At 74.4% G+C, this 20,624-nt stretch carries 19 protein-coding genes; 9 read left to right on the forward strand and 10 right to left on the reverse strand.

Annotated features, from left to right (window positions below; genetic code table 11):
• The first annotated feature begins 10 nt into the window (after positions 1–10).
• Positions 11–628, forward strand: coding sequence for a class I SAM-dependent methyltransferase (locus tag ACI78T_RS14300; RefSeq protein ID WP_456558777.1), 618 nt, complete (start codon positions 11–13; stop codon positions 626–628).
• Positions 618–947, forward strand: a complete 330-nt coding sequence (locus ACI78T_RS14305; RefSeq protein ID WP_456558778.1) for a TraR/DksA family transcriptional regulator — start codon at positions 618–620, stop codon at positions 945–947. The genes ACI78T_RS14300 and ACI78T_RS14305 overlap by 11 nt, the downstream gene beginning before the upstream one ends.
• Positions 948–966: 19 nt before the next feature.
• Here ACI78T_RS14305 and ACI78T_RS14310 read toward each other — a convergent pair whose 3' ends face one another.
• Genes ACI78T_RS14310 through ACI78T_RS14330 form a run of 5 tightly spaced genes read right to left on the reverse strand, consistent with a single transcriptional unit; the run spans position 967 to position 5,865 of the window.
• Positions 967–1,863, reverse strand: coding sequence for a glycosyltransferase family 2 protein (locus tag ACI78T_RS14310; protein ID WP_456558779.1), 897 nt, complete (start codon positions 1,861–1,863; stop codon positions 967–969).
• Complete coding sequence (locus tag ACI78T_RS14315; protein ID WP_456558780.1) at positions 1,860–2,735, reverse strand: glycosyltransferase family 2 protein; 876 nt, start codon at positions 2,733–2,735, stop codon at positions 1,860–1,862. The genes ACI78T_RS14310 and ACI78T_RS14315 overlap by 4 nt, the downstream gene beginning before the upstream one ends.
• Entirely contained in the window at positions 2,732–3,778 is a 1,047-nt protein-coding gene (locus tag ACI78T_RS14320) for a prenyltransferase (RefSeq protein ID WP_456558781.1), read from the reverse strand. Before ACI78T_RS14320 ends, ACI78T_RS14315 begins: the two co-directional genes overlap by 4 nt.
• 49 nt (positions 3,779–3,827) lie before the next feature.
• Positions 3,828–4,613 (reverse strand): class I SAM-dependent methyltransferase, encoded by a 786-nt coding sequence (locus ACI78T_RS14325; RefSeq protein WP_456558782.1) that lies wholly within the window; start codon positions 4,611–4,613, stop codon positions 3,828–3,830.
• 4 nt (positions 4,614–4,617) lie between these two features.
• The gene (locus tag ACI78T_RS14330; protein WP_456558783.1) at positions 4,618–5,865 is read right to left on the reverse strand and encodes a glycosyltransferase family 4 protein; all 1,248 of its coding nucleotides are present in this window, start codon (positions 5,863–5,865) and stop codon (positions 4,618–4,620) included.
• Positions 5,866–5,964: 99 nt separating this feature from the next.
• Here ACI78T_RS14330 and ACI78T_RS14335 point away from each other — a divergent pair, with 99 nt between their 5' ends.
• From ACI78T_RS14335 to ACI78T_RS14345, 3 genes are all read left to right on the forward strand, one after another.
• Entirely contained in the window at positions 5,965–6,258 is a 294-nt protein-coding gene (locus ACI78T_RS14335) for a Dabb family protein (RefSeq protein WP_456558784.1), read from the forward strand.
• A 27-nt stretch (positions 6,259–6,285) separates the two neighbouring features.
• Complete coding sequence (locus ACI78T_RS14340) at positions 6,286–7,035, forward strand: hypothetical protein (RefSeq protein WP_456558785.1); 750 nt, start codon at positions 6,286–6,288, stop codon at positions 7,033–7,035.
• 89 nt (positions 7,036–7,124) lie between these two features.
• Positions 7,125–8,186, forward strand: coding sequence for a DUF4192 domain-containing protein (locus ACI78T_RS14345; RefSeq protein ID WP_456558786.1), 1,062 nt, complete (start codon positions 7,125–7,127; stop codon positions 8,184–8,186).
• 13 nt (positions 8,187–8,199) lie between these two features.
• Here the strand turns inward: ACI78T_RS14345 and ACI78T_RS14350 are convergent, their stop codons facing one another.
• From ACI78T_RS14350 to ACI78T_RS14360, 3 genes are all read right to left on the reverse strand, one after another.
• A complete protein-coding gene (locus ACI78T_RS14350; RefSeq protein WP_456558787.1) occupies positions 8,200–10,272 on the reverse strand; it encodes a S9 family peptidase in 2,073 nt (690 codons plus the stop codon).
• A gap of 78 nt (positions 10,273–10,350) precedes the next feature.
• Positions 10,351–10,686, reverse strand: coding sequence for a hypothetical protein (locus ACI78T_RS14355; protein WP_456558788.1), 336 nt, complete (start codon positions 10,684–10,686; stop codon positions 10,351–10,353).
• Between the two features lie 14 nt (positions 10,687–10,700).
• Positions 10,701–11,426, reverse strand: coding sequence for a metal-dependent transcriptional regulator (locus ACI78T_RS14360; protein ID WP_456558789.1), 726 nt, complete (start codon positions 11,424–11,426; stop codon positions 10,701–10,703).
• Positions 11,427–11,603: 177 nt separating this feature from the next.
• Here ACI78T_RS14360 and ACI78T_RS14365 point away from each other — a divergent pair, with 177 nt between their 5' ends.
• Together ACI78T_RS14365 and ACI78T_RS14370 are read left to right on the forward strand one after the other, a co-directional pair.
• On the forward strand, positions 11,604–12,785 hold the full coding sequence (locus ACI78T_RS14365) for an acetoin utilization protein AcuC (RefSeq protein ID WP_456558790.1): 1,182 nt from the start codon (positions 11,604–11,606) through the stop codon (positions 12,783–12,785).
• A complete protein-coding gene (locus ACI78T_RS14370) occupies positions 12,778–15,504 on the forward strand; it encodes a bifunctional acetate--CoA ligase family protein/GNAT family N-acetyltransferase (protein ID WP_456558791.1) in 2,727 nt (908 codons plus the stop codon). The genes ACI78T_RS14365 and ACI78T_RS14370 overlap by 8 nt, the downstream gene beginning before the upstream one ends.
• 120 nt (positions 15,505–15,624) lie before the next feature.
• Here ACI78T_RS14370 and sigB read toward each other — a convergent pair whose 3' ends face one another.
• Both sigB and dtd read right to left on the reverse strand, forming a co-directional pair.
• Positions 15,625–16,611 carry an RNA polymerase sigma factor SigB gene (gene sigB, locus ACI78T_RS14375; protein WP_456558792.1) on the reverse strand — a complete coding sequence of 329 codons (987 nt, stop codon included), beginning with the start codon at positions 16,609–16,611 and terminating at the stop codon, positions 15,625–15,627.
• Positions 16,612–16,889: 278 nt separating this feature from the next.
• The gene (dtd, locus tag ACI78T_RS14380; RefSeq protein ID WP_456558793.1) at positions 16,890–17,312 is read right to left on the reverse strand and encodes a D-aminoacyl-tRNA deacylase; all 423 of its coding nucleotides are present in this window, start codon (positions 17,310–17,312) and stop codon (positions 16,890–16,892) included.
• Between the two features lie 76 nt (positions 17,313–17,388).
• On the opposite strand from dtd, the gene ACI78T_RS14385 reads away from it, so the two are divergent.
• Both ACI78T_RS14385 and ACI78T_RS14390 read left to right on the forward strand, forming a co-directional pair.
• Positions 17,389–17,718 carry an STAS domain-containing protein gene (locus ACI78T_RS14385; protein ID WP_456558794.1) on the forward strand — a complete coding sequence of 110 codons (330 nt, stop codon included), beginning with the start codon at positions 17,389–17,391 and terminating at the stop codon, positions 17,716–17,718.
• A gap of 125 nt (positions 17,719–17,843) precedes the next feature.
• Positions 17,844–20,558, forward strand: a complete 2,715-nt coding sequence (locus ACI78T_RS14390) for an endo-1,4-beta-xylanase (RefSeq protein WP_456558795.1) — start codon at positions 17,844–17,846, stop codon at positions 20,556–20,558.
• Positions 20,559–20,624: the final 66 nt, after the last annotated feature.

Here is a 20,624-nt window from a genome sequence, read left to right on the forward strand (position 1 = left end):
GGCTGTGCCGGTGTCCGACCTGCTCGCCGCCGCCCAGGCCGCTCCCGGCTTCATGCCCGACGACGAGGGCCACGCCCTCTACGAGGCGGCCCGCGCCGTCGCCGTCCCCGGCCCGCTGCTCGAGGTGGGCAGCTGGATGGGCAAGTCGGCGCTGTACCTCGCCGCCGCGGCGCGCGAGACCGGCCGGCGGGTGGTCACCGTCGACCACCACCGCGGCTCCGAGGAGCACCAGCCCGGCTGGGAGTACCACGACCCGTCGCTGGTCGACCCCGCCGTCGGCCTCGTCGACACCCTGCCGCGGTTCCGCCGCACCATCGCCGACGCGGGGGCCGAGGACGTCGTGATCGCCGTCGTCACCAGGTCGGAGACGCTCGCCCCGCTGTGGAGCACGCCGCTGGCGCTGCTCTTCCTCGACGGCAGTCACACCGAGGAGTCCGCGCGCCGCGACCAGGACGCGTGGGTGGCGAAGCTGGCGGTCGGCGGCACGCTGGCCATCCACGACGTCTTCCCCGACCCGGCCGACGGCGGGCAGGCGCCCTACGGCGTCTACCGGCGGGTGGTGGAGTCGGGCGACTTCGCCGAGCTGCCGGGCACCGGCTCGCTCCGGCTGCTGCGCCGTGAGCGCTGACCCGCTCGGCGCCGAGCGGGCCGCGGCGCTGGCGCAGATCGAGGCGCTGACCCGCCAGTTCGACGAGATCGTGGCGGCGTCGCAGTCGTCGAACGCCGACGACGAGCACGACCCCGAGGGCGCGACCATCGCCTTCGAGCGCCAGCAGGTGGTGGCGCTGCTCGAGCAGGCCCGGCGCCGGCTGGCCGACGTCGACGCGGCGGTGGCCGCGGTCGAGGGCGGCACCTACGGGCGCTGCGAGACCTGCGGCCGGCCGATCGCCCCCGAGCGGCTGGCCGCCCGGCCCACGGCCCGCACCTGCATCGACTGCGCCAGGTAGCGCAGCACCGCGGCGTCGGTCAGCTGACGTACCGGCGGGCGGTGGAGGTGCGCTGCGCCTCCTCCAGTGCGGCGAACCGCGCCTCGGCGTGCGGCGGCAGGACGCGCCGCTCCCGCAGCACCCAGGGCAGGCCCCGCGCGGCGTCCACCAGGGCGTGCGCGGTCACCCCGTCGCGCGGAACGGTCCGAAGCAGGTGCACGGTGCGGCGGAGCGCCGGGCGCACCGGCCGCCGCAGCCAGGTGGTCCAGAGGGTGTTGCGGATGCCGTCGCGCCGGCGCCGGTGCGGGTCCCGGGCGCGGCTGGCCTGGTGGTGCACCGTGAGCGACGGCAGGTAGCACAGCTCCCAGCCGGCCGCCGCTAGGTCGCCGGCCATGAGCTCCTCCTCGCCGCCCAGCCACAGCCGTGCCGAGAACCCGCCCACCTCGCCGAACGCGTCGCGACGAAGCACCGACGCGCCGGCGAGGAAGGATCCCAGCGCGGGCCCGGGGAGCCAGTCGGCGCCGCGCACGGGGGAGTCGCGCAGCTCGGCGACGACGGGGTCCTCGGTGCCACCCGGTTCCACGACGATCCGCCCGGTGACGACGGCGAGACGCGGGTGGGCGTCGAGGACGTCGGCGGCCGTCCGCAGCGAGCCGGGTTCCCACCACGTGTCGTCGTCGCAGAAGGCGACGTAGGGCGTGCCGAGCCGCGCGACCCCGAGGTTGCGGCCCACCGCGCCGAGGTTGTCCGGGCTGGCGATCAGCTCCACGCCGGGGAACCGCTCGCGCACCGCGTCGGCGGTCCCGTCGGTGGAGCCGTTGTCGACGACCACGACGTGCGGCCGCTCGGGGAGCGCGACCAACCGGTCGAGGGCGAGCAGCAGCTCGTCCCGTCGCTGGTGGGTGATGACGACGACAGCGACCCGCGGGTCCCTCATGCCGCGTCCCGGGCGAGCACCCGCAGGTCCTCCCGCACCCGCGCCGGGAGCGAGCGCCGCCGGCTCAGCGCGGCCGGCACGTCGGGCAGCGCGCGCAGCAGGCCATGCCGCTCCGCCGCGCCCGAGCGGAGCCCCTGGACGACGACGCGGGCGACCTCCGGCGCCGATCGCCGCATGAGGGCGGTCAGGACCCGGCTGCGCCAGATGGCCGCCCGCCGCTGGTCGGGCGCGTGGCGGCGGGTCGACGGGTGGTGGTGCACCGTCACCGAGTCGACGTAGGCCATGCCCCACCCGGCCGCGGCCAGGTCGAGGGCCAGCCGCTCCTCCTCGCCGGGGAAGCGGATGACCCGGTCGAAGCCGCCGGCCCCGAGGAAGGCGTCCGTCCGCACCATCACGCCGCAGGCGACGAAGCCGAGGAGCGAGGGGCCGGGCAGATCCGGGTCGGTGCCGAGCGGGCTGGCGGCCATCTCCGCGCACACCGGGTCCAGCCGCTCCTCCGGGCCGACCAGGATCCGGGCGTTGAGCACCGCCAGCCGCGGGTGCGCCCGCATGATCTCCGCTGCCCGGGCGAGGTCGCCGGGTTCCCACCAGGAGTCGTCGTCGGCGAAGGCGACGAACGGCGTGCCGGCCCGCTCCACCCCGAGGGTGCGGGCGTAGGAACCCACGTTCTCCGCCAGGGGCAGGACGGTCACCTGGGGGAGCGCCGAGCGGACGGCCGCCACGCTGCCGTCCGTGGAGGCGTTGTCCACCAGCACGACCGGGGCCTCGTGGCGGGGCAGGGTCGCGAGCAGCTCCTCGCGCCGGTCGCGGGACATGACGACGACGGTCACGTCACCGCAAGCAGGGGCCGGTTCGTGCGGTGCGGGGGTCACGGGAGGACCGTGCCCGCTCCTCCCGTCAGCGAACCGGTCGTCGGCGAGGTCTCCGGCAGCCCGGCCGCGGGCAGCGCCTCCGGGTCGGTGAACAGCCCGGAGGCCCGGGTGGCCCCGGTGAGCGCGTCGGCGGCGAGGACGACGGCGGCCGCGGTCCAGGTCGTCCGCTCCACCGGCCAGCGCACGCCGTCGGCGAAGACCAGGCCGGTCCAGTACGAGCCGTCGTCGTCGCGCAGGTGCTGCATCGCGGTGAGCTGCTCGAGCGCGGCGTCGGGCTGGTCGGCGACGGCGAGCGCGAGCGCGAGCTCGCAGGTCTCGGCGCCGGTGACCCACGGGCGGTCGGAGACGCACCGGGCCCCGAGCCCCGGGACGACGAAGGTGTCCCAGCCGGCCGCCAGCCGGTCCCGGGCCGCCGCGCCCGTCACCGCGCCACCGAGGACGGGGTAGTACCAGTCCATCGAGTAGCGGGACCGGTCGGCGAAGTCCTGCGGCCGGGAGCGCAGCGCCGTCCCGAGGTCGGTGACGGCGACCTCCCAGTCGGGCTGGACCTCGCCGCGGAGCCCGGCGAGGGCGATCCCGCACCGCAGCGCCTGGAAGAGGCTGGCGTTGCCGGTCAGGAGGGCGGTGCCGTCGGCGGTGCCGTCGGGCCGCAGGGCCCACCCGATGGCGCCGCCGGGGAGCTGCATCCGGGTGACCAGGTCCAGCCCGCGGCGGACCACCGGCCACAGCTGCTCGACCAGCTCCTCGTCGCCGGTCGCCAGCCAGCTGTGCCAGGCGCCGACGGCAAGGTAGCCGGAGTGGTTGCTCTCGGCCGCGGGCGCGGTCTCCCTGCCCTCGCGGTACTCCGAGGCCCACGACCCGTCCGGGCGCTGCCGCCCGGCCAGCCACCGGTACGCGGCGGCTGCCCGCTCGTGCTCGCCCCCGACGTCGAGGGCCATGGCCGCCTCGACGGAGTCCCAGGGGTCGAGCTGCTCGCCGCGCGACCAGGGCAGCGCTCCGTCGGCGTCCTGCTGCGCGGCGATCCACGCGACGGTGGCGCGCACCTGGTCCCCGGTCAGGACCCCGGGCAGCTCCGGGAGCGTCCCCGTCCGGTCAGCGGGCGGCAGCGGTCTGCTCCCGCTCCGCGTGGACGGCACCGCCGGCGCCGGCCCCGGTCAGCCCGGTCACGGTGCCCGGCTTGTCGGCGTACACGACCAGGCTCTTCCCGAAGACCGGGTCGAGGAACCGCTCGGCGGTCCGGGTGAGCCACGGCCGCTTCGTGAGGTCCCAGACCAGCAGCCGGTGATAGGCCCGCACCAGGGCGGAGTCCCGGTTCACGCCGACCGCGCACTTGAGCCACCAGTAGGGCGCGTGCAGCGAGTGCGCGTGGTGGCTCTCGCCGGGCACCAGGCCCACGGAGGCGAGCCGCGTGCGGACCACGGGCTTGGTGTAGATGCGGATGTGCCCGCCCTCGTTGGCGTGGTACTCGTCCGACAGCGCCCAGCAGATCCGCTCGGGTCCGTAGCGGGGGACGGTCACCGCCACCCTGCCGCCCGGCTTGAGCACCCGGAAGATCTCGGCCATCGCCGTGACGTCGTCCGGGATGTGCTCGAGCACCTCCGAGGCCATGACCCGGTCGACGCTGGCGTCGGGGAAGGGCAGGTGCAGCAGGTCGCCGCGCACCACCTCGTAGCGCGCTCCCTCCGGCGCCTCGCCGGCCTCCGCGATCGCGCCGAGCCAGCGCTTCGTCGTCTCGACCTCGGAGACGCCCCAGTCGACGGCCACGACCTCCGCCCCGCGACGGTAGGCCTCGAAGGCGTGCCGGCCCTCGCCGCAGCCCAGGTCGAGGACCCGCATCCCCGGCCGCAGGTCGAGGAGGTCGTAGTCGACGGTCAGCACTGGGTCACTTCCCCTTGCGGTCGAGGGTCTCGGCGTACCAGCCGGCCGTCCGCTCGGCCGTGGAGCGCCAGGTGAAGGAGTCCAGCACCCGGCGGCGCCCGGCGCGGCCGAGCTGCTCGGCGAGCGAGGGGGAGTCGAGCACCAGCTTGAGGGCCGCGGTCAGCTCGCCCACGTCGCCGGCCTTCACGCGCAGCCCCGCCTTGGTGCCGACCACCTCCGGCAGCGCGCCGGCGTCGGTGGTGACCAGCGGGGTGGCGCAGGCCATCGCCTCGATCGCCGGCAGCGAGAAGCCCTCGTAGAGCGACGGGATCGCCAGGACCGTGGCGCGCTGCAGCAGGTCGACCAGCTCCGCCTCCGGCACCGGTCCGGTGAAGCGGACGGCGTCGCGCAGGCCGAGCCGGTCCAGCGCCGACTCGGCGGGCCCGCCGGGCCGGGCGGTGCCGACGACGGTCAGCCGCACCGGCCGCTCGGTGCGCAGCTTGGCCAGCGACTCCAGCAGGTGGACCAGGCCCTTGAGCGCGACGTCGGCGCTGGTGATCGCGAGGATGGAGTCCTGGTCGCGGTCCTGGCCCGCCGGCGGGGGGCGGAACTCGTCGGGGTCGATGCCGACGGGGATGACGTCGATCCCCGTGGCGGGCAGGCCCATGTGGGTGGCGATGTCGCGCCGCGAGTTCTCCGAGACGGTCGTGACGGCGTCCAGGCGGCGGGCGACCCGCGCCTGCATGCCGGTGAACCCGTACCAGCGGTGCAGCGTCAGCCGGCGGCGGAGCGAGGTGGCGGCCGCGAGCTCCAGCTGGCGGTCGATCGCGATCGGGTGGTGGACCGTCGCCACGGTCGGGAGGCCGGCGCGGACGAGCTGCAGCAGACCCCAGCCGAGCGACTGGTTGTCGTGCACCACGTCGAACTCACCGGCACGGGGGAGCAGGTGGCGGGCGGCCCGGAGGGTGAACGTCATCGGCTCGGGGAAGCCGGCGGTGCACATGGTGGCCCACTCGGCGACGTCGATCCAGTCGCGGAACTCCGAGGGCCGGGGCGTGCGGAACGGGTCCGGTTCGCGGTAGAGGTCGAGGCTGGGCAGCCGGGTGAGGGGGACGCCGGGGTCGAGCTCGGGGTAGGGCTGGCCGCTGAACACCTCGACCCGGTGGCCGAGCTCGGTCAGCTCGCGGGACAGCGCCCGGACGTAGATGCCCTGGCCGCCGCTGTGCGGTTTGCTCCGGTAGGACAGCAGTGCGATGCGCAACGACCGTCCCATGTCCCGGACTCTAACGAGCGGACGGCGGCACCCGGCTACCAGCCGGTAACCGGGGCACCCGCCCGGGCGACCCCCACGTCGGCTGGAAGGGTGACGGGCATGATCCGTCACGTCGTCCTCTTCACCTGGTCCCCGGCCGCCGACGCGGAACGCCGGGCGGCGATCGTGGCGGCCCTGCGCGGCCTCCGGCAGGACCCCGGCGGGATGACCTCGCTCGAGGTCGCCGACGACGCGGGGCTCACAGACGGCAACGCCGACGCCGTCCTGGTCGCCGACTTCCCCGACGTCGAGGCGTTCCGCCGCTACGCCCAGGACCCGGTGCACCTCGCCGTCCTCGCCGAGCACGTGCGGCCGCACCTCGCGGCCCGGAGCGCGGTCCAGTACCAGGTGTGACCGGTCCCGACGGGTTAGGTTCGGTCCATGCGCTGCACCGCCCGGGGGATCCTCGCCGTCGCCGCATCCGCCCTGCTCGTGACCGGCTGCGGCAGCGACGACGGCGGCGACGAGTCGGCGTCGTCCAGTTCGCCGTCCTCCTCCGCCGCCGAGGAGTCGCCGGAGGCGGACCTGGCATCCGGGCTGCTGCCCGCCGACGCGTTCGGTGCCGACGCCTCGGTCGTCGCGATCTCCCCGGAGCAGCTGGCGCAGGGCGCCGGGCTCGCCGCGTCGGGCGCCGAGGACCTGCAGATCACGCCGGAGGAGTGCGCCGTCGCGGTGGAGGGCACGCAGCCGGACTTCGACGACTTCGACGACATCGCTGCCCAGAGCGCGACCACCGGGTCGGGCACGACGGTGGAGGTCCTGGTGCGCGGCGGACCGACGAAGGACACCGTCGGCCAACTGGAGGAGTCGGCGGCCCGCTGCCCGCAGGCCCAGCTCACCTCCCCGGACATCGGCTCGGCGACGATCACCTTCGAGCCGCTCGAGGTCGACGACCTCGGGGACGGCGCCGCGCTGCTGCGGTACACGACCGCGGTGACCCTGCCCGACGGCACGCAGCCGACGGTCCCGGCGCTCATCGGCGCGGTGCAGGACGGCGACCGGGTGCTCATCCTCATGAACCTCGAGACCGCGGCGCTCGCCGGCGGCGGGGCCGCCGCGCCGGCCGACCCGGCGGCGTTCGCCGACCTGCTGGCGCAGGCGTACGAGGCGCAGGCCGCGGCGCTGGACTGAGCCGCCGGACCCGTCCACAGCCCGGTCGCGGTTCCACAGATCGTCCGGCCGGGGCGTCCGCGCCCCTCGGCGCGCCCAGGGTCTCGGGCATGGATGCCCGCGCCGCCCTCCCTCGTCCCGGACAGATCGACGTCCGGCTCTCCGACCCCGGTGAGCTGGCCGCGGCCGTCCCGCACCTGCTCGGCTTCCGGCCGGCCGAGTCGCTGGTCCTGCTCAGCCTCACCGGGGAGACCGGCCACCGGCTGGGGCTGACGCTCCGGGTGGACCTGCCGCCCCCCGTGCACGGGCGATCGGTGGCCCGCGAGCTGGCCCGCGCGGTGCTCACCGACGACCCGGCCGCGGTGGTGGCCGTGATCGTCTCCGAGGCCGGCGACACCGCTGACGGCCTGCCGCACCGGCAGGTGGCCTGGGACGTCGTCGTGTCCCTCGCCGAGCACGCCGTCCCGGTGACGCAGCTGCTGCTCGTCCGGGACGGGCGGTGGTGGGACTACGACTGCCCTGCGGCCTGCTGCTCACCAGGCGCCGGGACGCCGCTCCCCGACGGCGTCACCCAGCTGGAGGCCGCCGCCGTGGCGACCGGCGTGGTCGTCGAGCGGGACCGGGCCGCGCTGGCCGGGCGGATCACGCGGCCGGCCGGGGGCGCCCGCCGGGCGATGGCGGAGGCGTGCGCGCAGGTCGCGGGGGAGTGCGCGGATGCGATCGCGGTCGCCGGCTGGGACGAGGTGGCCGCGTGGTCGTGGGACGCCGTGCTCGACGCCCTGGCCCGCTGCCGGCCCGGAGCGCCGACGGAGGCGGCCCGGCTGTCGGACCGGGAGGTGGCCCGGCTGCTGTGGGGTCTGCGCGACCGTGCCGTCCGCGACCGGGCGCTGGAGCTGGCCCTCGGCGCCGACGCGGCGGCGGCCGAGCAGCTGTGGACCGAGTGCACCCGGCGAGCGCCGGCACCCCTCGACGCCGCCCCGGCGACGCTGCTCGCCGTCAGCTGCTGGCTGCGCGGCGACGGCGCCATGGCCGACATCGCCCTCACCCGGGCGCTCGCCGGCTCACCGGGCTACGCGCTGGCCGGTCTCCTCGCCGACGCGTTGCGGGCCTGCGTCCCCCCGGCGCAGTTGCGCGAGCTGATCGAGCGCGGCGCCGCCGACCGCACGGGCTGACGGCGTGCCCCGCTCACAGCAGCTCCGGACGCTCCCACTGCTCGCCCAGCACGTGCTCGGCGAGGAAGGCGAGCACCGTCGAGTACCAGACCTGGCTGTTGCCGGGGGTCAGCACCCAGTGGTTCTCGTCGGGGAAGTAGAGGAACTTCGACGGGATGCCGCGCTTCTGCAGGTCGTACCAGAGCCGCAGCGCCTCGCCGATGGGCACGCGGTAGTCCTTGTCGCCGTGGATGACCAGCATCGGCGTCCGGATGGCGTCCGCGAAGCGGTGCGGCGAGTTCTGCTCGTAGCGCTTCGGCTCGGCCAGCGGGTCGCCCCACTCCTTCTCCCAGTAGTAGGCCGCGTCGGTCGTGCCCACGAAGGAGTCGAGGTCGTAGAGGCTCGCGTGCGTGACGATGGCCCGGAACCGGTCGGTCTGCGTGGCGATCCAGTTGGCCATGTAGCCGCCGAAGGAGCCGCCCATCGCGGCGGTGCGCGACGCGTCGATGTCGGGGCGCTGCTCGGCCGCGTCGACCGCCGCCATCAGGTCGGTGAAGGGCGCGCCGCCCCACTGGCCCCAGCCGCGGCGCACGAACTCGCGGCCGAAGCCCTGCGACAGCGCCGGGTTGGGCAGCAGCACGGCGTACCCGCGGGCGGCGAGCACCCACGGGCACCAGCGCCACGACCACGAGTTCCAGCTCATCAGCGGTCCGCCGTGGATCCAGAGGACCAGGGGTGCCGGGGTCGCCGCCGAGGCCCCCTCGGGCAGGACCAACCACGCCTGCACGCGGGCGCCGTCGGCCGCGGTCGCCTCCACCTCGTGGAGGGTGCCGGGCAGCGGACCGAGGGAGCCGGGGCTGGGCAGCACGGCCGGGTCCTGGAGCGGGGCCTCCGGGTCGAGCCGGACGGGGACGGCGGGGGAGTCGTAGGCCGAGCGCAGGGCGTACAGCGCGCTGCCGTCGCGGGCGACCTGGAGGTCGCTGTAGGCGCCGTCGCCGGTCAGGCGGACGGGCTCACCGCCGTCGACGGGGACGCGGAACAGCGCGTGCCGGCCGTCGTCGTCGGCGAGGAAGTAGACGGCCGCACCGTCGGCGCTGAACTGCGGCGCGCTCGGCCACCGGTCGAAGCCCGGCGTGAGGTCGCGCGCGGTCCCGTCGGCCAGGTCGACCAGCAGCAGCGTGTAGTCCGGGGGCTCGGCGTAGGTCGACAGCGCCTCCCGCACGCAGACCAGGAACGCGCCGTCGGGGGAGAAGCGGGGGGCGTAGACGTCGGCCGCCGGGTCGTCGACGAGCGGCCGGCTGTCCCCGTCGTCGGTGCTGGTGAGCACGAGGCGGGTGCGGCGTCCCGCGGGGCCGTCCGGGACCTCCTCGGCCCGGGCGAGGAGCCGGCCGTCGGGGGAGAGGGTGAACTGCTCGCCGGCCCCGCTGGGCGGCCCGGCGTCCGGGGTGAGGTCGCGGAGCCGGACCGGGTCGGCGCCGGGCTCGTCGGCGGGCAGCCGACCGGCCCAGAACAGGTGCGGCGCGGCCGGGCCGAGGTCGTGGTCCCAGAAGCGCACGGGGTAGGCCTCGTGCAGCACCGCGGACACCCCGGCGTCCTTGCGCCGCGTGCGGCGCTCCTCGTCGGCCTCGGCCTCCGAGCCGCCGGGCATGGTGGCCGCCGAGACCACGACGTCGCCGGTGCCGGCCGCGACGCCGAACGCCGAGATGCCGCCCGGGCGGGTGAGCACGAGCCGCGCCTCACCGCCCTCACCGGGCAGGCTCCAGAGCGCCGGCTTCGGCTCGCCCTCCTCGGCCGCGTCCGGGTCGGGCCGGGCGGAGGTGAACAGGAGCGACCCGTCGGGCGCCCACGTCGGCGACGACTCGCCCGGGGCGCTGCGGGTCAGCCGCCGCGCGGGCCGCTCGCCGGCCGGGTCCACCTCCCAGAGAGCGGCCTGCCACTTCTTCTTCTGCGGGTCCAGGGTCTGCACCGAGACCGCGAGCCGCGTGCCGTCGACCGACAGCGCGAGCGCGCCGATCCGGGGCAGGGCGACGAACTGCGCCAGGTCCGCGAAGGGACCGGCCTGCCCCTCGACGGAGGAGTCGCCGGAGGCGGGGGCGGTCGGGCTCACCGAGGCCTTCTTTCGGGTGCGCAGGCGGGAGGGAGGTGCTCTCCCACAGTAGTGAGCGAGCTCTCCCGCCCGGCCGGCTCAGGACGACGGCGGCGTGGCCGACCAGCCCCGCAGGAACGCCTCGGGATCGAGCCGTTCCAGCTCGTCCCGGATCTGCCCGAGCAGCTCGCCGGCGCGCAGCGGCGGGCCCGCCGGCTCGCGGAGGACCTCGGTGCCGTCGTCGCGGCGGGTCACCACCACGTCGTGCACCGACGGTGAGGGGATCAGCTCCAGCAGGAGCTCGGAGAGGGCCGCGCCGGCGAGCCGCAGGCGCTGCAGCGCCGGACCGCCCGGACGGGGGCGGAGGTCGGCGACGAAGACGTCGGCGGCGCGGACCGTCCCGTCCGCGCCGCCGTCCGTCGGTGCCTCGTCCATCGCGCGAGCCCGGCTCAGAGGAGCGGAGCGGCCTCGAGCGGCGTGAGCGAGTCGTCGACCGCGCTCACGAACAGGTGGTGCGCCACACCCACGGGCAGCACCTGGTCGTCGAGGGCCACCGAGCCCTCCACCAGGCGGGCGGTCATCGTGACGCCGGGGCGGATGCCCTGATCGGCCAGCAGTCGCAGCAGGTCGGTGTTCTCCTGCAGCTGCTCGCTGATCCGGCGGATCACCACCGGCCGGCCCTCCGCGGTGGCCGTCGTGCTGAGCAGCGTCAGCGAGTCGAGGACCGCCGACGTCTCACCACCCAGCGTCTCCTCGCCGCGCAGCGCCTCGAGGCCCGGGATGGGGTTGCCGAACGGGGACACCGACGGGTTGCCGAGCAGGGTCAGCAGCTTGCGCTCGACCGCCTCGCTCATCACGTGCTCCCAGCGGCAGGCCTCCTCGTGGACGTCGGCGTAGTCCAGCCCGATGACGTCCACCAGCAGGCACTCGGCCAGCCGGTGCTTGCGCATGACGGCCGTCGCCAGCTGGCGGCCCTCGTCGGAGAGCTGCAGGTGCCGGTCGCCCTCGACGGTCAGCAGGCCGTCGCGCTCCATCCGCGCCACCGTCTGGCTGACCGTCGGGCCGCTCTGGTGGAGCCGCTCGGCGATGCGCGCCCGCAGGGGGACGATCCCCTCTTCCTCCAGCTCGAAGATCGTCCGGAGGTACATCTCGGTCGTGTCGATGAGGTCGTTCACAGGTACTCCTCCGTGTCGGCACCGAGTCTACGGGTGGGGAGCGGCCGCGCCGGTCAGCCGGACGGGTGGTCGGGCGGAGGCCCGGTGGACGCCCACCGGGTAGCGTCCGGGCCCGGGTGTGCGCGGAGGTCAGTGCCACAGAGGTACCTGCCGCGGGGGACGTGCTGAGGAGGGACCGTGAGCGACTCGATCGCCGTGGTCTGGGACGACGCGCTCCTGGGCTACACGATGGGCGGGGACCACCCGCTGCACCCGGTCCGGCTCGACCTCACCATGCGGCTGGCCGATCAGCTCGGCGTGCTCGCCACCGACCGGCTCGAGGTGGTGAAGCCGGCGCCGGCCGGCACGGACCTGCTGACGCTGGTCCACGACCCGGCCTACCTCGACGCGGTCCGGCGCGCGCCGTCCGAGCCCGACGTCGGCCACGGGCTCGGCACGGCGGACAACCCGATCTTCGAGGGGATGTACGACGCCGCGGCCCTGATCTCCGGTGGCAGCGTGCTCGCCGCCCAGCGGGTGCACGAGGGCTCCGCGCAGCACGCCGTGAACATCTCCGGTGGCCTCCACCACGCCATGCGCGGCGCCGCCTCCGGGTTCTGCGTGTTCAACGACGCCGCCATCGCGATCGCCTGGCTGCTCGGCCAGGGCTACGAGCGGATCGCCTACGTCGACCTCGACGTGCACCACGGCGACGGCGTGCAGGCGGCCTTCTACGACGACCCGCGGGTGCTCACGGTCAGCATCCACCAGACGCCCCTCACGCTGTTCCCGGGCACGGGCTACCCCGAGGAGACCGGCGACGCCGAGAAGGCGCTCGGCAGCGCCGTGAACCTCGCGCTGCCCAACGGCACCGACGACTCCGCCTGGCTGCGGGCGTTCACCGCGGTGGTCCCCGGCGTGCTGCGGGCCTTCCAGCCGCAGATCCTCGTCACCCAGTGCGGCTGCGACGCCCACCACGAGGACCCGCTGGCCGACCTGGCGCTCACCGTCGACGGCCAGCGGTCCAGCTACAAGGCCATGCACGAGCTGGCCCACGAGCTCTGCGACGGCCGCTGGGTGGTGCTCGGCGGGGGCGGGTACGGGCTGGTGCGCTGCGTCCCGCGCGCCTGGACCCACCTGCTCGCGGAGGTGTCGGGCAGCCCGCTGGACCCGGCGACCGAGATCCCCGAGTCGTGGCGGGAGGACGTCGTCCGCCGGGGTCTGCGAGCGCGCCCGCCCACGCACATGACCGAGGGCGGCTACACCGGCTTCTCCCGCTGGGACACCTTCACCGAGTCCCGCGTCGACCGCGCCATCATGCGCACCCGCCGCGCGGCCTTCCCCTACTTCGGCCTCGACCCGGACGACCCCCGTGACTGAGCAGACGACGACCGACCCCGCGGCCACCGAGCAGGAGGTGGCCGCCGAAGAGCGGCCGATGCCCCCTCCGCACTGGGAGGCCGACATCGTGGCCGCCGACGGCGGCACCGTGCACCTGCGCCCCATCTGCCCGGAGGATGCCGAGGGGCTGACCGGGCTCATGGACCGCAGCAGCGACCAGACCCGCTACTACCGGTTCTTCGGTCCGATGAAGCGGCTCTCCGACAAGGACCTGCACCGCTTCACCCACGTCGACCACGTCGACCGGGTGGCGTTCGTCGTCATGCTCGGCGACCAGATCATCGGCGTCGGCCGGTTCGACCGGTACCCGGGCACCGACGACGCCGAGATCGCCTTCCTGGTGGAGGACGCCCACCAGGGTCGCGGCCTCGGCTCGGTCCTGCTGGAGCACCTGGCCGCCGCCGGCCGGGAGCGGGGGATCAAGAACTTCGTGGCCGAGGTCCTGGCCCAGAACAGCAAGATGGTGCGGGTCTTCCAGGACGCCGGCTACCAGTCGGAGCGGTCCTACGAGGACGGCGTCGTCCACCTCACGTTCCCCATCGAGCAGACCGAGGACGCGCTCGCCGTCGCCTACGAACGGGAGCAGCGCAGCGAGTCGCGCTCCATCGCGCGGCTGCTGCGGCCCTCGTCCGTCGCGGTCGTCGGCGCGAGCAACGACAGCGGCAAGATCGGCAACGCGCTGCTGCGGCACCTGCTCGACTACGGCTTCTCCGGCCCGGTGTACCCGGTCAACCCCGGCGCCCGGCACGTCAACGGCGTCCCCGCCTACGCCGACATCGAGTCCATCCCGGACGACGTGGATCTGGCAGTCCTCGCCGTCCCCGCCGAGGAGGTGGCCGGCGTCGTCGAGGCCTGCCGCCGCAAGCGGGTCCGCGGCCTCGTCGTGGTGTCCGGCGGCTTCGGGGAGACCGGGCCCGACGGGCGCGACGCCGAGCGGAAGCTGGTCGCCGCCGCGCGCGCGTCCGGCATGCGGGTCGTCGGCCCGAACTGCCTCGGCATGGTCAACACCGACCCCGAGGTGCGGCTGAACGCCAGCCTCGCGCCGATGGTCCCCGGCCGCGGCCGGGTCGGGTTCTTCGCGCAGTCCGGCGCGCTGGGCGTGGCACTGCTCGAGAGCGCCCGCAGCCGCAACCTCGGCCTGTCCACGTTCGTCTCCGCCGGCAACCGGGCCGACGTCAGCGGCAACGACCTCCTCCAGTACTGGGCGACCGACCCGGCCACGGAGGTCGTGCTCCTGCACCTGGAGAGCTTCGGCAACCCGCGCAAGTTCGCCCGCCTGGCCAGGACCGTCGGCCGGACCAAGCCGGTCGTCGCGGTGAAGAGCGGGCGGCACGTCAACGTGACGCCGGGGCTGGCCGGCACGTCGGTCGCGGTGCCGGAGCAGTCGGTCGCCGCGCTGTTCGCCTCCGCCGGCGTGATCCGGGTCGAGACCGTGGCCCAGATGTTCGACGTCGGCACCCTGCTGGCCCACCAGCCGCTGCCGGAGGGGCCCCGGGTGGCGATCGTCGGCAACTCCACCGCGATCGGCGTGCTGGTGGCCGACGCCGTCCTGGAGGAGGGCCTGACGCTGGCGCACGAGGCCCCCGTGGACATCGGCGTCTCCGGCAGCCCCGAGGAGTTCCGCGCGGCGCTGCAGGCCGCCGTGGACGACGACGCGGTGGACGCCGTCGTCGCGGTGTTCCTCCCACCGTTGCGGTCGGGCTCGGAGCAGTACGGCCCCGCGCTGCGCGACGTGGCGATGACGTCCGCGAAGCCGATCGTCGCCAGCTTCCTCTCGACCGAGGGCATCCCCGACGAGCTCGCCGTCCTCGACGAGGACGGGATGCCGGGCCGGGGCTCGGTGCCGTCGTACTCGACGCCCGAGCGGGCGGTCATCGCGCTGGCGAAGGTCGCGGAGTACGCGCGCTGGCGCCGGCGCCCTGTCGGCGACCTCCCCGAGCTGCCCGACGTCGACGAGACGGCGGCGAAGGCGCTCGTGCGCACGGTGCTGGCGGAGGACCCCGCCGGCCGCGACCTCACCGACGACGAGCTGATCGGGCTGCTGGCCGGCTACGGCGTCCCGCTGCTCGGCACCAGGACCGTGACCGACGCCGACCAGGCGGTCGCGGCCGCCGAGGAGATCGGGTACCCGGTGGTGCTGAAGTCGACGGCGCCGTGGCTGCGGCACCGCTCCGACCTGGGGGGCGTCCGGCTGGACCTGGTCGACGCCGACGCCGTGCGCGCCGGCTTCGCGGCCATCCCGTCCGGCGACCCGGTGATCGTGCAGGAGATGGCCGCGCCGGGCGTGGCCACCGTGGTCGAGATCGTCGACGACCCGTCGTTCGGCGCGCTGGTCAGCTTCGGGCTCGGGGGCGTGGCCACCGACCTGCTCGGCGACCGCGCCTTCCGGACGCTGCCGCTGACCGACCTCGACGCCGCCGAGCTGGTCCGCGCGCCGCGGGCGTTCCCGCTGCTCAACGGTTACCGCGGCTCCGAGCCGGTCGACCTGGCGGCGCTGGAGGACCTGCTGCTGCGGGTGGCGCGCCTGGCCGACGACCTGCCGGAGGTGCTGCGGCTGACGCTGGAGCCGGTGATCGTCGGCCCGCCGAACCCGTGGCACGGGGGCCGGTCCCTCGTCGTCGCCGGGGCACGGGGGCACGTCGGCCCGCCGACCGCCCGCGTCGACCCGGGGCCGCGCCGGATGCGCTCGCCCGTCTAGCTCCTGGACCCCTTCTCGTGCTGCGGGAGCCCTGCAGGGCCCCAGGACCACGAGGAGAACTCCAGGAGCACGACGAGAGCCCGCCCCCTGGCGGGGACGGGCTCTCGTGGTGGGCGCTGCTTACGCCAGGTAGTCGCGCAGGGCGTCGGCCCGCTCCGGGTCGCGGAGCTTGGCCATCGTCTCGCGCTCGATCTGGCGCACCCGCTCGCGGGAGAGGCCGAACTGCTTGCCGATCTGCTCCAGCGTCCGAGGCTGCGAGCCGTCCAGGCCGAAGCGGAGGACGACGACGTCGCGCTCCCGGTCCTCGAGCGTGTTCAGCACGTTGCGGACGTCGCCCTTCATCATCTGGAAGGCGACGGCGTCCTCGGCCACCGCCGCGTCGGCGTCCTCGATGAAGTCGCCGAGCCGGGACTCCTCGTCGGTGCCGACGGTCTGGTCGAGGCTGACCAGGTCACGGCTGTACTCGAGCAGCTCGGTGATCCGGGCCTCGGGCATGTCCAGCTCGAGACCCAGCTCCTCCGCGGTGGGCTCCCGCTCCAGCTCCTGGTGCATGCGCCGGCGGGTGCGGACCACCTTGTTGACCTGCTCGGCCAGGTGGACGGGCAGCCGGATGGTGCGCCCGGAGTCGGCCATGGCGCGGGTGATCGCCTGCCGGATCCACCAGGTGGCGTACGTCGAGAACTTGAAGCCCTTGGTGTAGTCGAACTTCTCGACCGCGCGGATCAGGCCGACGTTCCCTTCCTGGATGAGGTCCAGGAACGTCATGCCGTGACCGGTGTAGCGCTTGGCGACGGACACGACGAGCCGGAGGTTGGCCTCCAGCAGGTGCGCCTTGGCGGCCTTGCCGTCGACGGCGAGGATCTTGTAGTCCCGCTTCTTGGCGGGCGACAGGTCCGGCTTCTCGGCCAGCAGACGGTCGGCGTACAGGCCGGCCTCGATCCGCTTCGCCAGCTCGACCTCCTGCTCGGCGGTCAGCAGCGCGGTCTTGCCGATGGTGTTGAGGTAGACGCGCACGAGGTCGGTCGACACCAGGCCGCTGGTGTCCGGCTCGCGCCGGGGCGAGCGCACCTCGAGTGCGTCGTTGGGGGAAGACTGCAGCAGCGTCACGATGGGTCTTCGTCCTTGCCTTCGATTCGGATGCATCCGCTGCGTCGTCGGTGGCGGTGCGGGCATCCAGGCGTCGAGTGCGGGTGGTTACCGGGTTCTCCGGACCGGTCCCTGTCTCTTCTGTCCGATGTGGTACGCCCTGCACAACGGCCCGCACGGGCCTCCGTGTTCCACGAACCGCCCGTTCACAGCAAACCGACAGGGAGTGTGTTCGGTCACCCCCCGATACCCCGGCGGGCGTCCGTCACTCACGCGGGAATCGCGGCGGTGTGATTCGTTCAGACCTCGAGCAGCAGCGTCATGGGCCCGTCGTTCACCGACGACACCTGCATCCTCGCTCCGAACACCCCGGTCGCCACCGTGCATCCCCGACGGCGCAGCTCGGCGCAGACCTCGTCCACCAGCGGCTCGGCCACCTCACCGGGGGCGGCGTCCTGCCAGGAGGGACGACGGCCCTTGCGCGTGTCGGCGTAGAGCGTGAACTGGCTGACCACCAGGACGGGGAGTCCCAGGTCCGCGGCGGAGAGCTCGCCGTGCGGGCCCGGGAAGATGCGCAGCTCGTGGATCTTGCGAGCCAGGGCGCGGGCTGTCGCCACGTCGTCGTCGTGCCCCGCTCCGACCAGTGACAGCAGTCCCCGGCCGATCTCCCCGACGACCGCGCCGTCGACGGTTACAGCCGCTGTACTCACCCTGCTGACCACCGCGCGCACCTGCCCATACTGTCGCGCGGGCGTACCGTTCTGCGCACGAGCCCGCGATGCGGGTGAGGGGGCGCACATGGACGCGCATCAGGGCCCGCGGCCTCCTGCGGGCGCCATCACGATCGTCGACGAGAGCGCGGGGCAGCGCGTGCTGTGCCTGCGCGGGGACGTCGACACGGCGGTCGCCACCAGCTTCACGACCGCCCAGGGGCGGGAGCGGCCCCCGGTCGACGCGATCGACGCCGGCGCCGTCACGTTCATCAGCTCGTCCGGGCTGGCGCTGCTGCTGCTCGTCGCCGAGGCGTCGGTGGCGGCCGGCCGGCAACCGGTGCTGCGCGCGGCGTCGGCGCAGGTCGAGCGCGCGCTGCAGCTGGCGGGGATCGGGTCCGTCTTCGCCCGGCCCTGAGCCCTCGATCACCGCGACGTTTCGAAAACGTTGACCTACGCAGTGTGATGGCCTTCACTGCGTGGAAATCGTTATCGAAGTCGCGCTCCGGCGGCTTCGGACGGCTCACACCCACGGGGGAGAAGATGAGACGACGTCGTCCCACCGCCCTGGTCCCGGTGCTCGGCCTCGCCGCAGGGATGGCCGTGCTGGCCGCCCCGTCGGCTGCCGCCGCACCCGCCACGGTGCACGAAACGAGCTTCGAGGACGGGACGAGCGGCTGGTACGGCCGGGGTTCCCAGGCGACCGTGTCCGCCGACGTGGCCCGCACGGGTGTGCAGAGCCTTTACGCCAGCGGCCGCACGCAGGCCTGGCAGGGCCCCGGGATCAACGCCCTGTCCTTCATGCCGGCCGGTACCTACACCGCCGAGGCCTGGGTCCGCCTGCCGGCAGGCTCGGGCACGGACGTGGTCACGATGAGCGCCAAGCGGGTCAGCGGCGGCGCGACCGCCTACGACACGGTCGCCTGGCAGGTGGCGGTCAGCGACAGCTCCTGGACCAAGGTGAGCGGTACCTACGAGTTCGCCACCCAGAACTCGGAGCTCGAGCTCTACCTCGAGAGCCCCGACGCCACCCAGAGCTTCTACGTCGACGACGTCACGATCGTCGGCGAGGCCGCTGCGCCGAGCGAGCCGGGCACCGTCCAGCCGGTCAGCAACGACTTCGAGGACGGCCTGCAGGGATGGGGGCCGCGCGGTGACGCGCAGGTCGCCACCACGACCTCCGACGCGCACGGCGGCACCACCAGCCTGCTCACCACCAACCGTCTGCAGGCCTGGCAGGGGCCGACCCTCGACGTCACCACGAGCCTCGCGGTGGGCACGCCCGTGCGGCTCTCGCTCTGGGCCAAGCTGGCGCCGGGTGAGGCCCCGAGCTCGCTCAAGGCCACCATCCAGCGCGACCGCGGCACGTCGACGAACTACGACGGCGTGCCGGGCGCCAGCGCCGTCGTCACCGCTGACGCGTGGACCGAGCTCACGGGCACCTACACGCTGGGCGCGCCGATCGACAAGGCGCAGCTCTACGTCGAGGGCGACGCGGACGTCGACTTCCTGATCGACGACGTCTCGCTGGCCGCGTTCACCGAGACGCCGATCGAGAACGTCCCGGGCCTGAAGGACGTCCTCGGTGAGCAGGGCTTCGAGCACGTCGGCGTGGCCATCGACCAGCGGGAGACCGTGGGCCGGGCGTCGCAGCTCCTGCAGCAGCACTTCAACGCCTTCACCCCGGAGAACGACGGCAAGCCCGCCGACATCCAGCCGACCGAGGGCACCTTCACCTTCGGTGACCTCGACGCCCTGCTCGACTACGCCGACGCCACTGGCGTGCAGGTGTACGGGCACGTGCTGGCCTGGCACTCGCAGACCCCGGACTGGTTCTTCCAGCGCAACGGCGCCTGGCTCACGAACAGCCCGGCGGACCAGGAGCTGCTGCGGTCGCGCATGGAGGCGCACATCAAGGCGATCGCGGACCACGTCAACGCCCGCTACCCGGACGGGAACAGCCCGATCTGGGCGTGGGACGTGGTCAACGAGGTCATCAACGACAGCGACAACGCCAACCCGCACGACATGCGCGACAGCCGCTGGTTCCAGGTGCTCGGTGAGACCTTCGTCGACGACGCCTTCCGCCTCGCCGACCAGTACTTCCCCGAGGCGGAGCTGTTCATCAACGACTACAACACCGAGATGCCCACCAAGCGGGCGGACTACCTCGAGCTGATCGCCGCGCTGCAGGACCGGGGCGTGCCGATCGACGGTGTGGGCCACCAGGCGCACATGGACTTCGCCCGCCCGGTGGAGTGGCTCGACGCCTCCCTCGACGCCGTCGAGGAGCTCGACCCGTCGCTGCTCCAGGTCATCACCGAGCTGGACATCAGCACCTCGGCGGAGAACTACGGCGCGGACGTCAGCGGGGGCACCACCCCGCAGCACCGCCCGGGCATGGCCGACCAGGACGAGGCGGAGACCGAGAACGGGTACTACTACCGCGACCTGTTCGCCATGCTGCGCACCCACTCCGACTCCATCGAGTCGGTGACCTTCTGGGGCATCAGCAACGCCCGCAGCTGGCTGCGGACGTGGCCGGCCGCCCGGCCGTGGGAGGCGCCGCTGCCCTTCGACGACGACCTGCAGGTGACCCCGGCCTACTGGGGCATCGTCGACCCGACGCAGCTGGCCGAGCGCCCGGCCGACCAGCTGGCCCCGCGGGTCGCGGGTCACGACGACGTCGCGGCGAGCTCGACCAGCGTGAACGGCGCGAAGGTCTCCTTCGACGTCATCGCCGGTGACACCCGGGACGGCTCGGTGCCCGCGAGCTGCACGCCGCCGTCGGGGTCGCAGTTCCCCATCGGCACGACCGAGGTGACCTGCACGGCCACCGACGCGGCGGGCAATCCGTCCAACCCGATGACCTTCGACGTCGTGGTCACCCCACCGGCGACGACGACGAAGCTCTACCAGGAGATCAACGACGGCCGGAACGTCCGGGCCAAGGTCAGGCAGCCGCAGATGGTTCTCGTCGAGTTCGGCAACGCCGGGCGCGGCACCCTCGTCGGACGGACGCTCGACTACGGCTGCGCGCGGACCGGAGGCTCGGCTGCGAGCGTCCAGTCGGTGCCGCTCCTGGAGATGCTCGCCCGCCTGCGGAACTACTCCGCCAGGCAGAGCGGCCTCCTCGCCCTGTGGGTCACGCCGACGCAGGCGGGGACGGCGACGTTCAGCTGCACCCTGTCGATGACCGACTCGTTCGGGGCGCCGGTCAGCGCCACGACGCCCGTCACCATCGACGTCCGCCGCTGAGACCCGCGGTCCGGTGCCCTCCCGCCCTGCCTCGGGACTGGCACCGGACCGGCGGGTGATCGCCCC

The sequence above is a fragment of the Blastococcus sp. SYSU D00922 genome, from assembly GCF_054050495.1.

Bases quoted from the DNA above. Each gene is read 5' to 3' on its own strand.
- ACI78T_RS14310 (WP_456558779.1), bottom strand. From the start codon at position 1,863: ATGAGGGACCCGCGGGTCGCTGTCGTCGTCATCACCCACCAGCGACGG.
- ACI78T_RS14330 (WP_456558783.1), bottom strand. From the start codon at position 5,865: ATGGGACGGTCGTTGCGCATCGCACTGCTGTCCTACCGGAGCAAACCG.
- ACI78T_RS14335 (WP_456558784.1), top strand. From the start codon at position 5,965: ATGATCCGTCACGTCGTCCTCTTCACCTGGTCCCCGGCCGCCGACGCG.
- ACI78T_RS14340 (WP_456558785.1), top strand. From the start codon at position 6,286: ATGCGCTGCACCGCCCGGGGGATCCTCGCCGTCGCCGCATCCGCCCTG.
- ACI78T_RS14345 (WP_456558786.1), top strand. From the start codon at position 7,125: ATGGATGCCCGCGCCGCCCTCCCTCGTCCCGGACAGATCGACGTCCGG.
- ACI78T_RS14355 (WP_456558788.1), bottom strand. From the start codon at position 10,686: ATGGACGAGGCACCGACGGACGGCGGCGCGGACGGGACGGTCCGCGCC.
- ACI78T_RS14385 (WP_456558794.1), top strand. From the start codon at position 17,389: ATGGACGCGCATCAGGGCCCGCGGCCTCCTGCGGGCGCCATCACGATC.
- ACI78T_RS14390 (WP_456558795.1), top strand. From the start codon at position 17,844: ATGAGACGACGTCGTCCCACCGCCCTGGTCCCGGTGCTCGGCCTCGCC.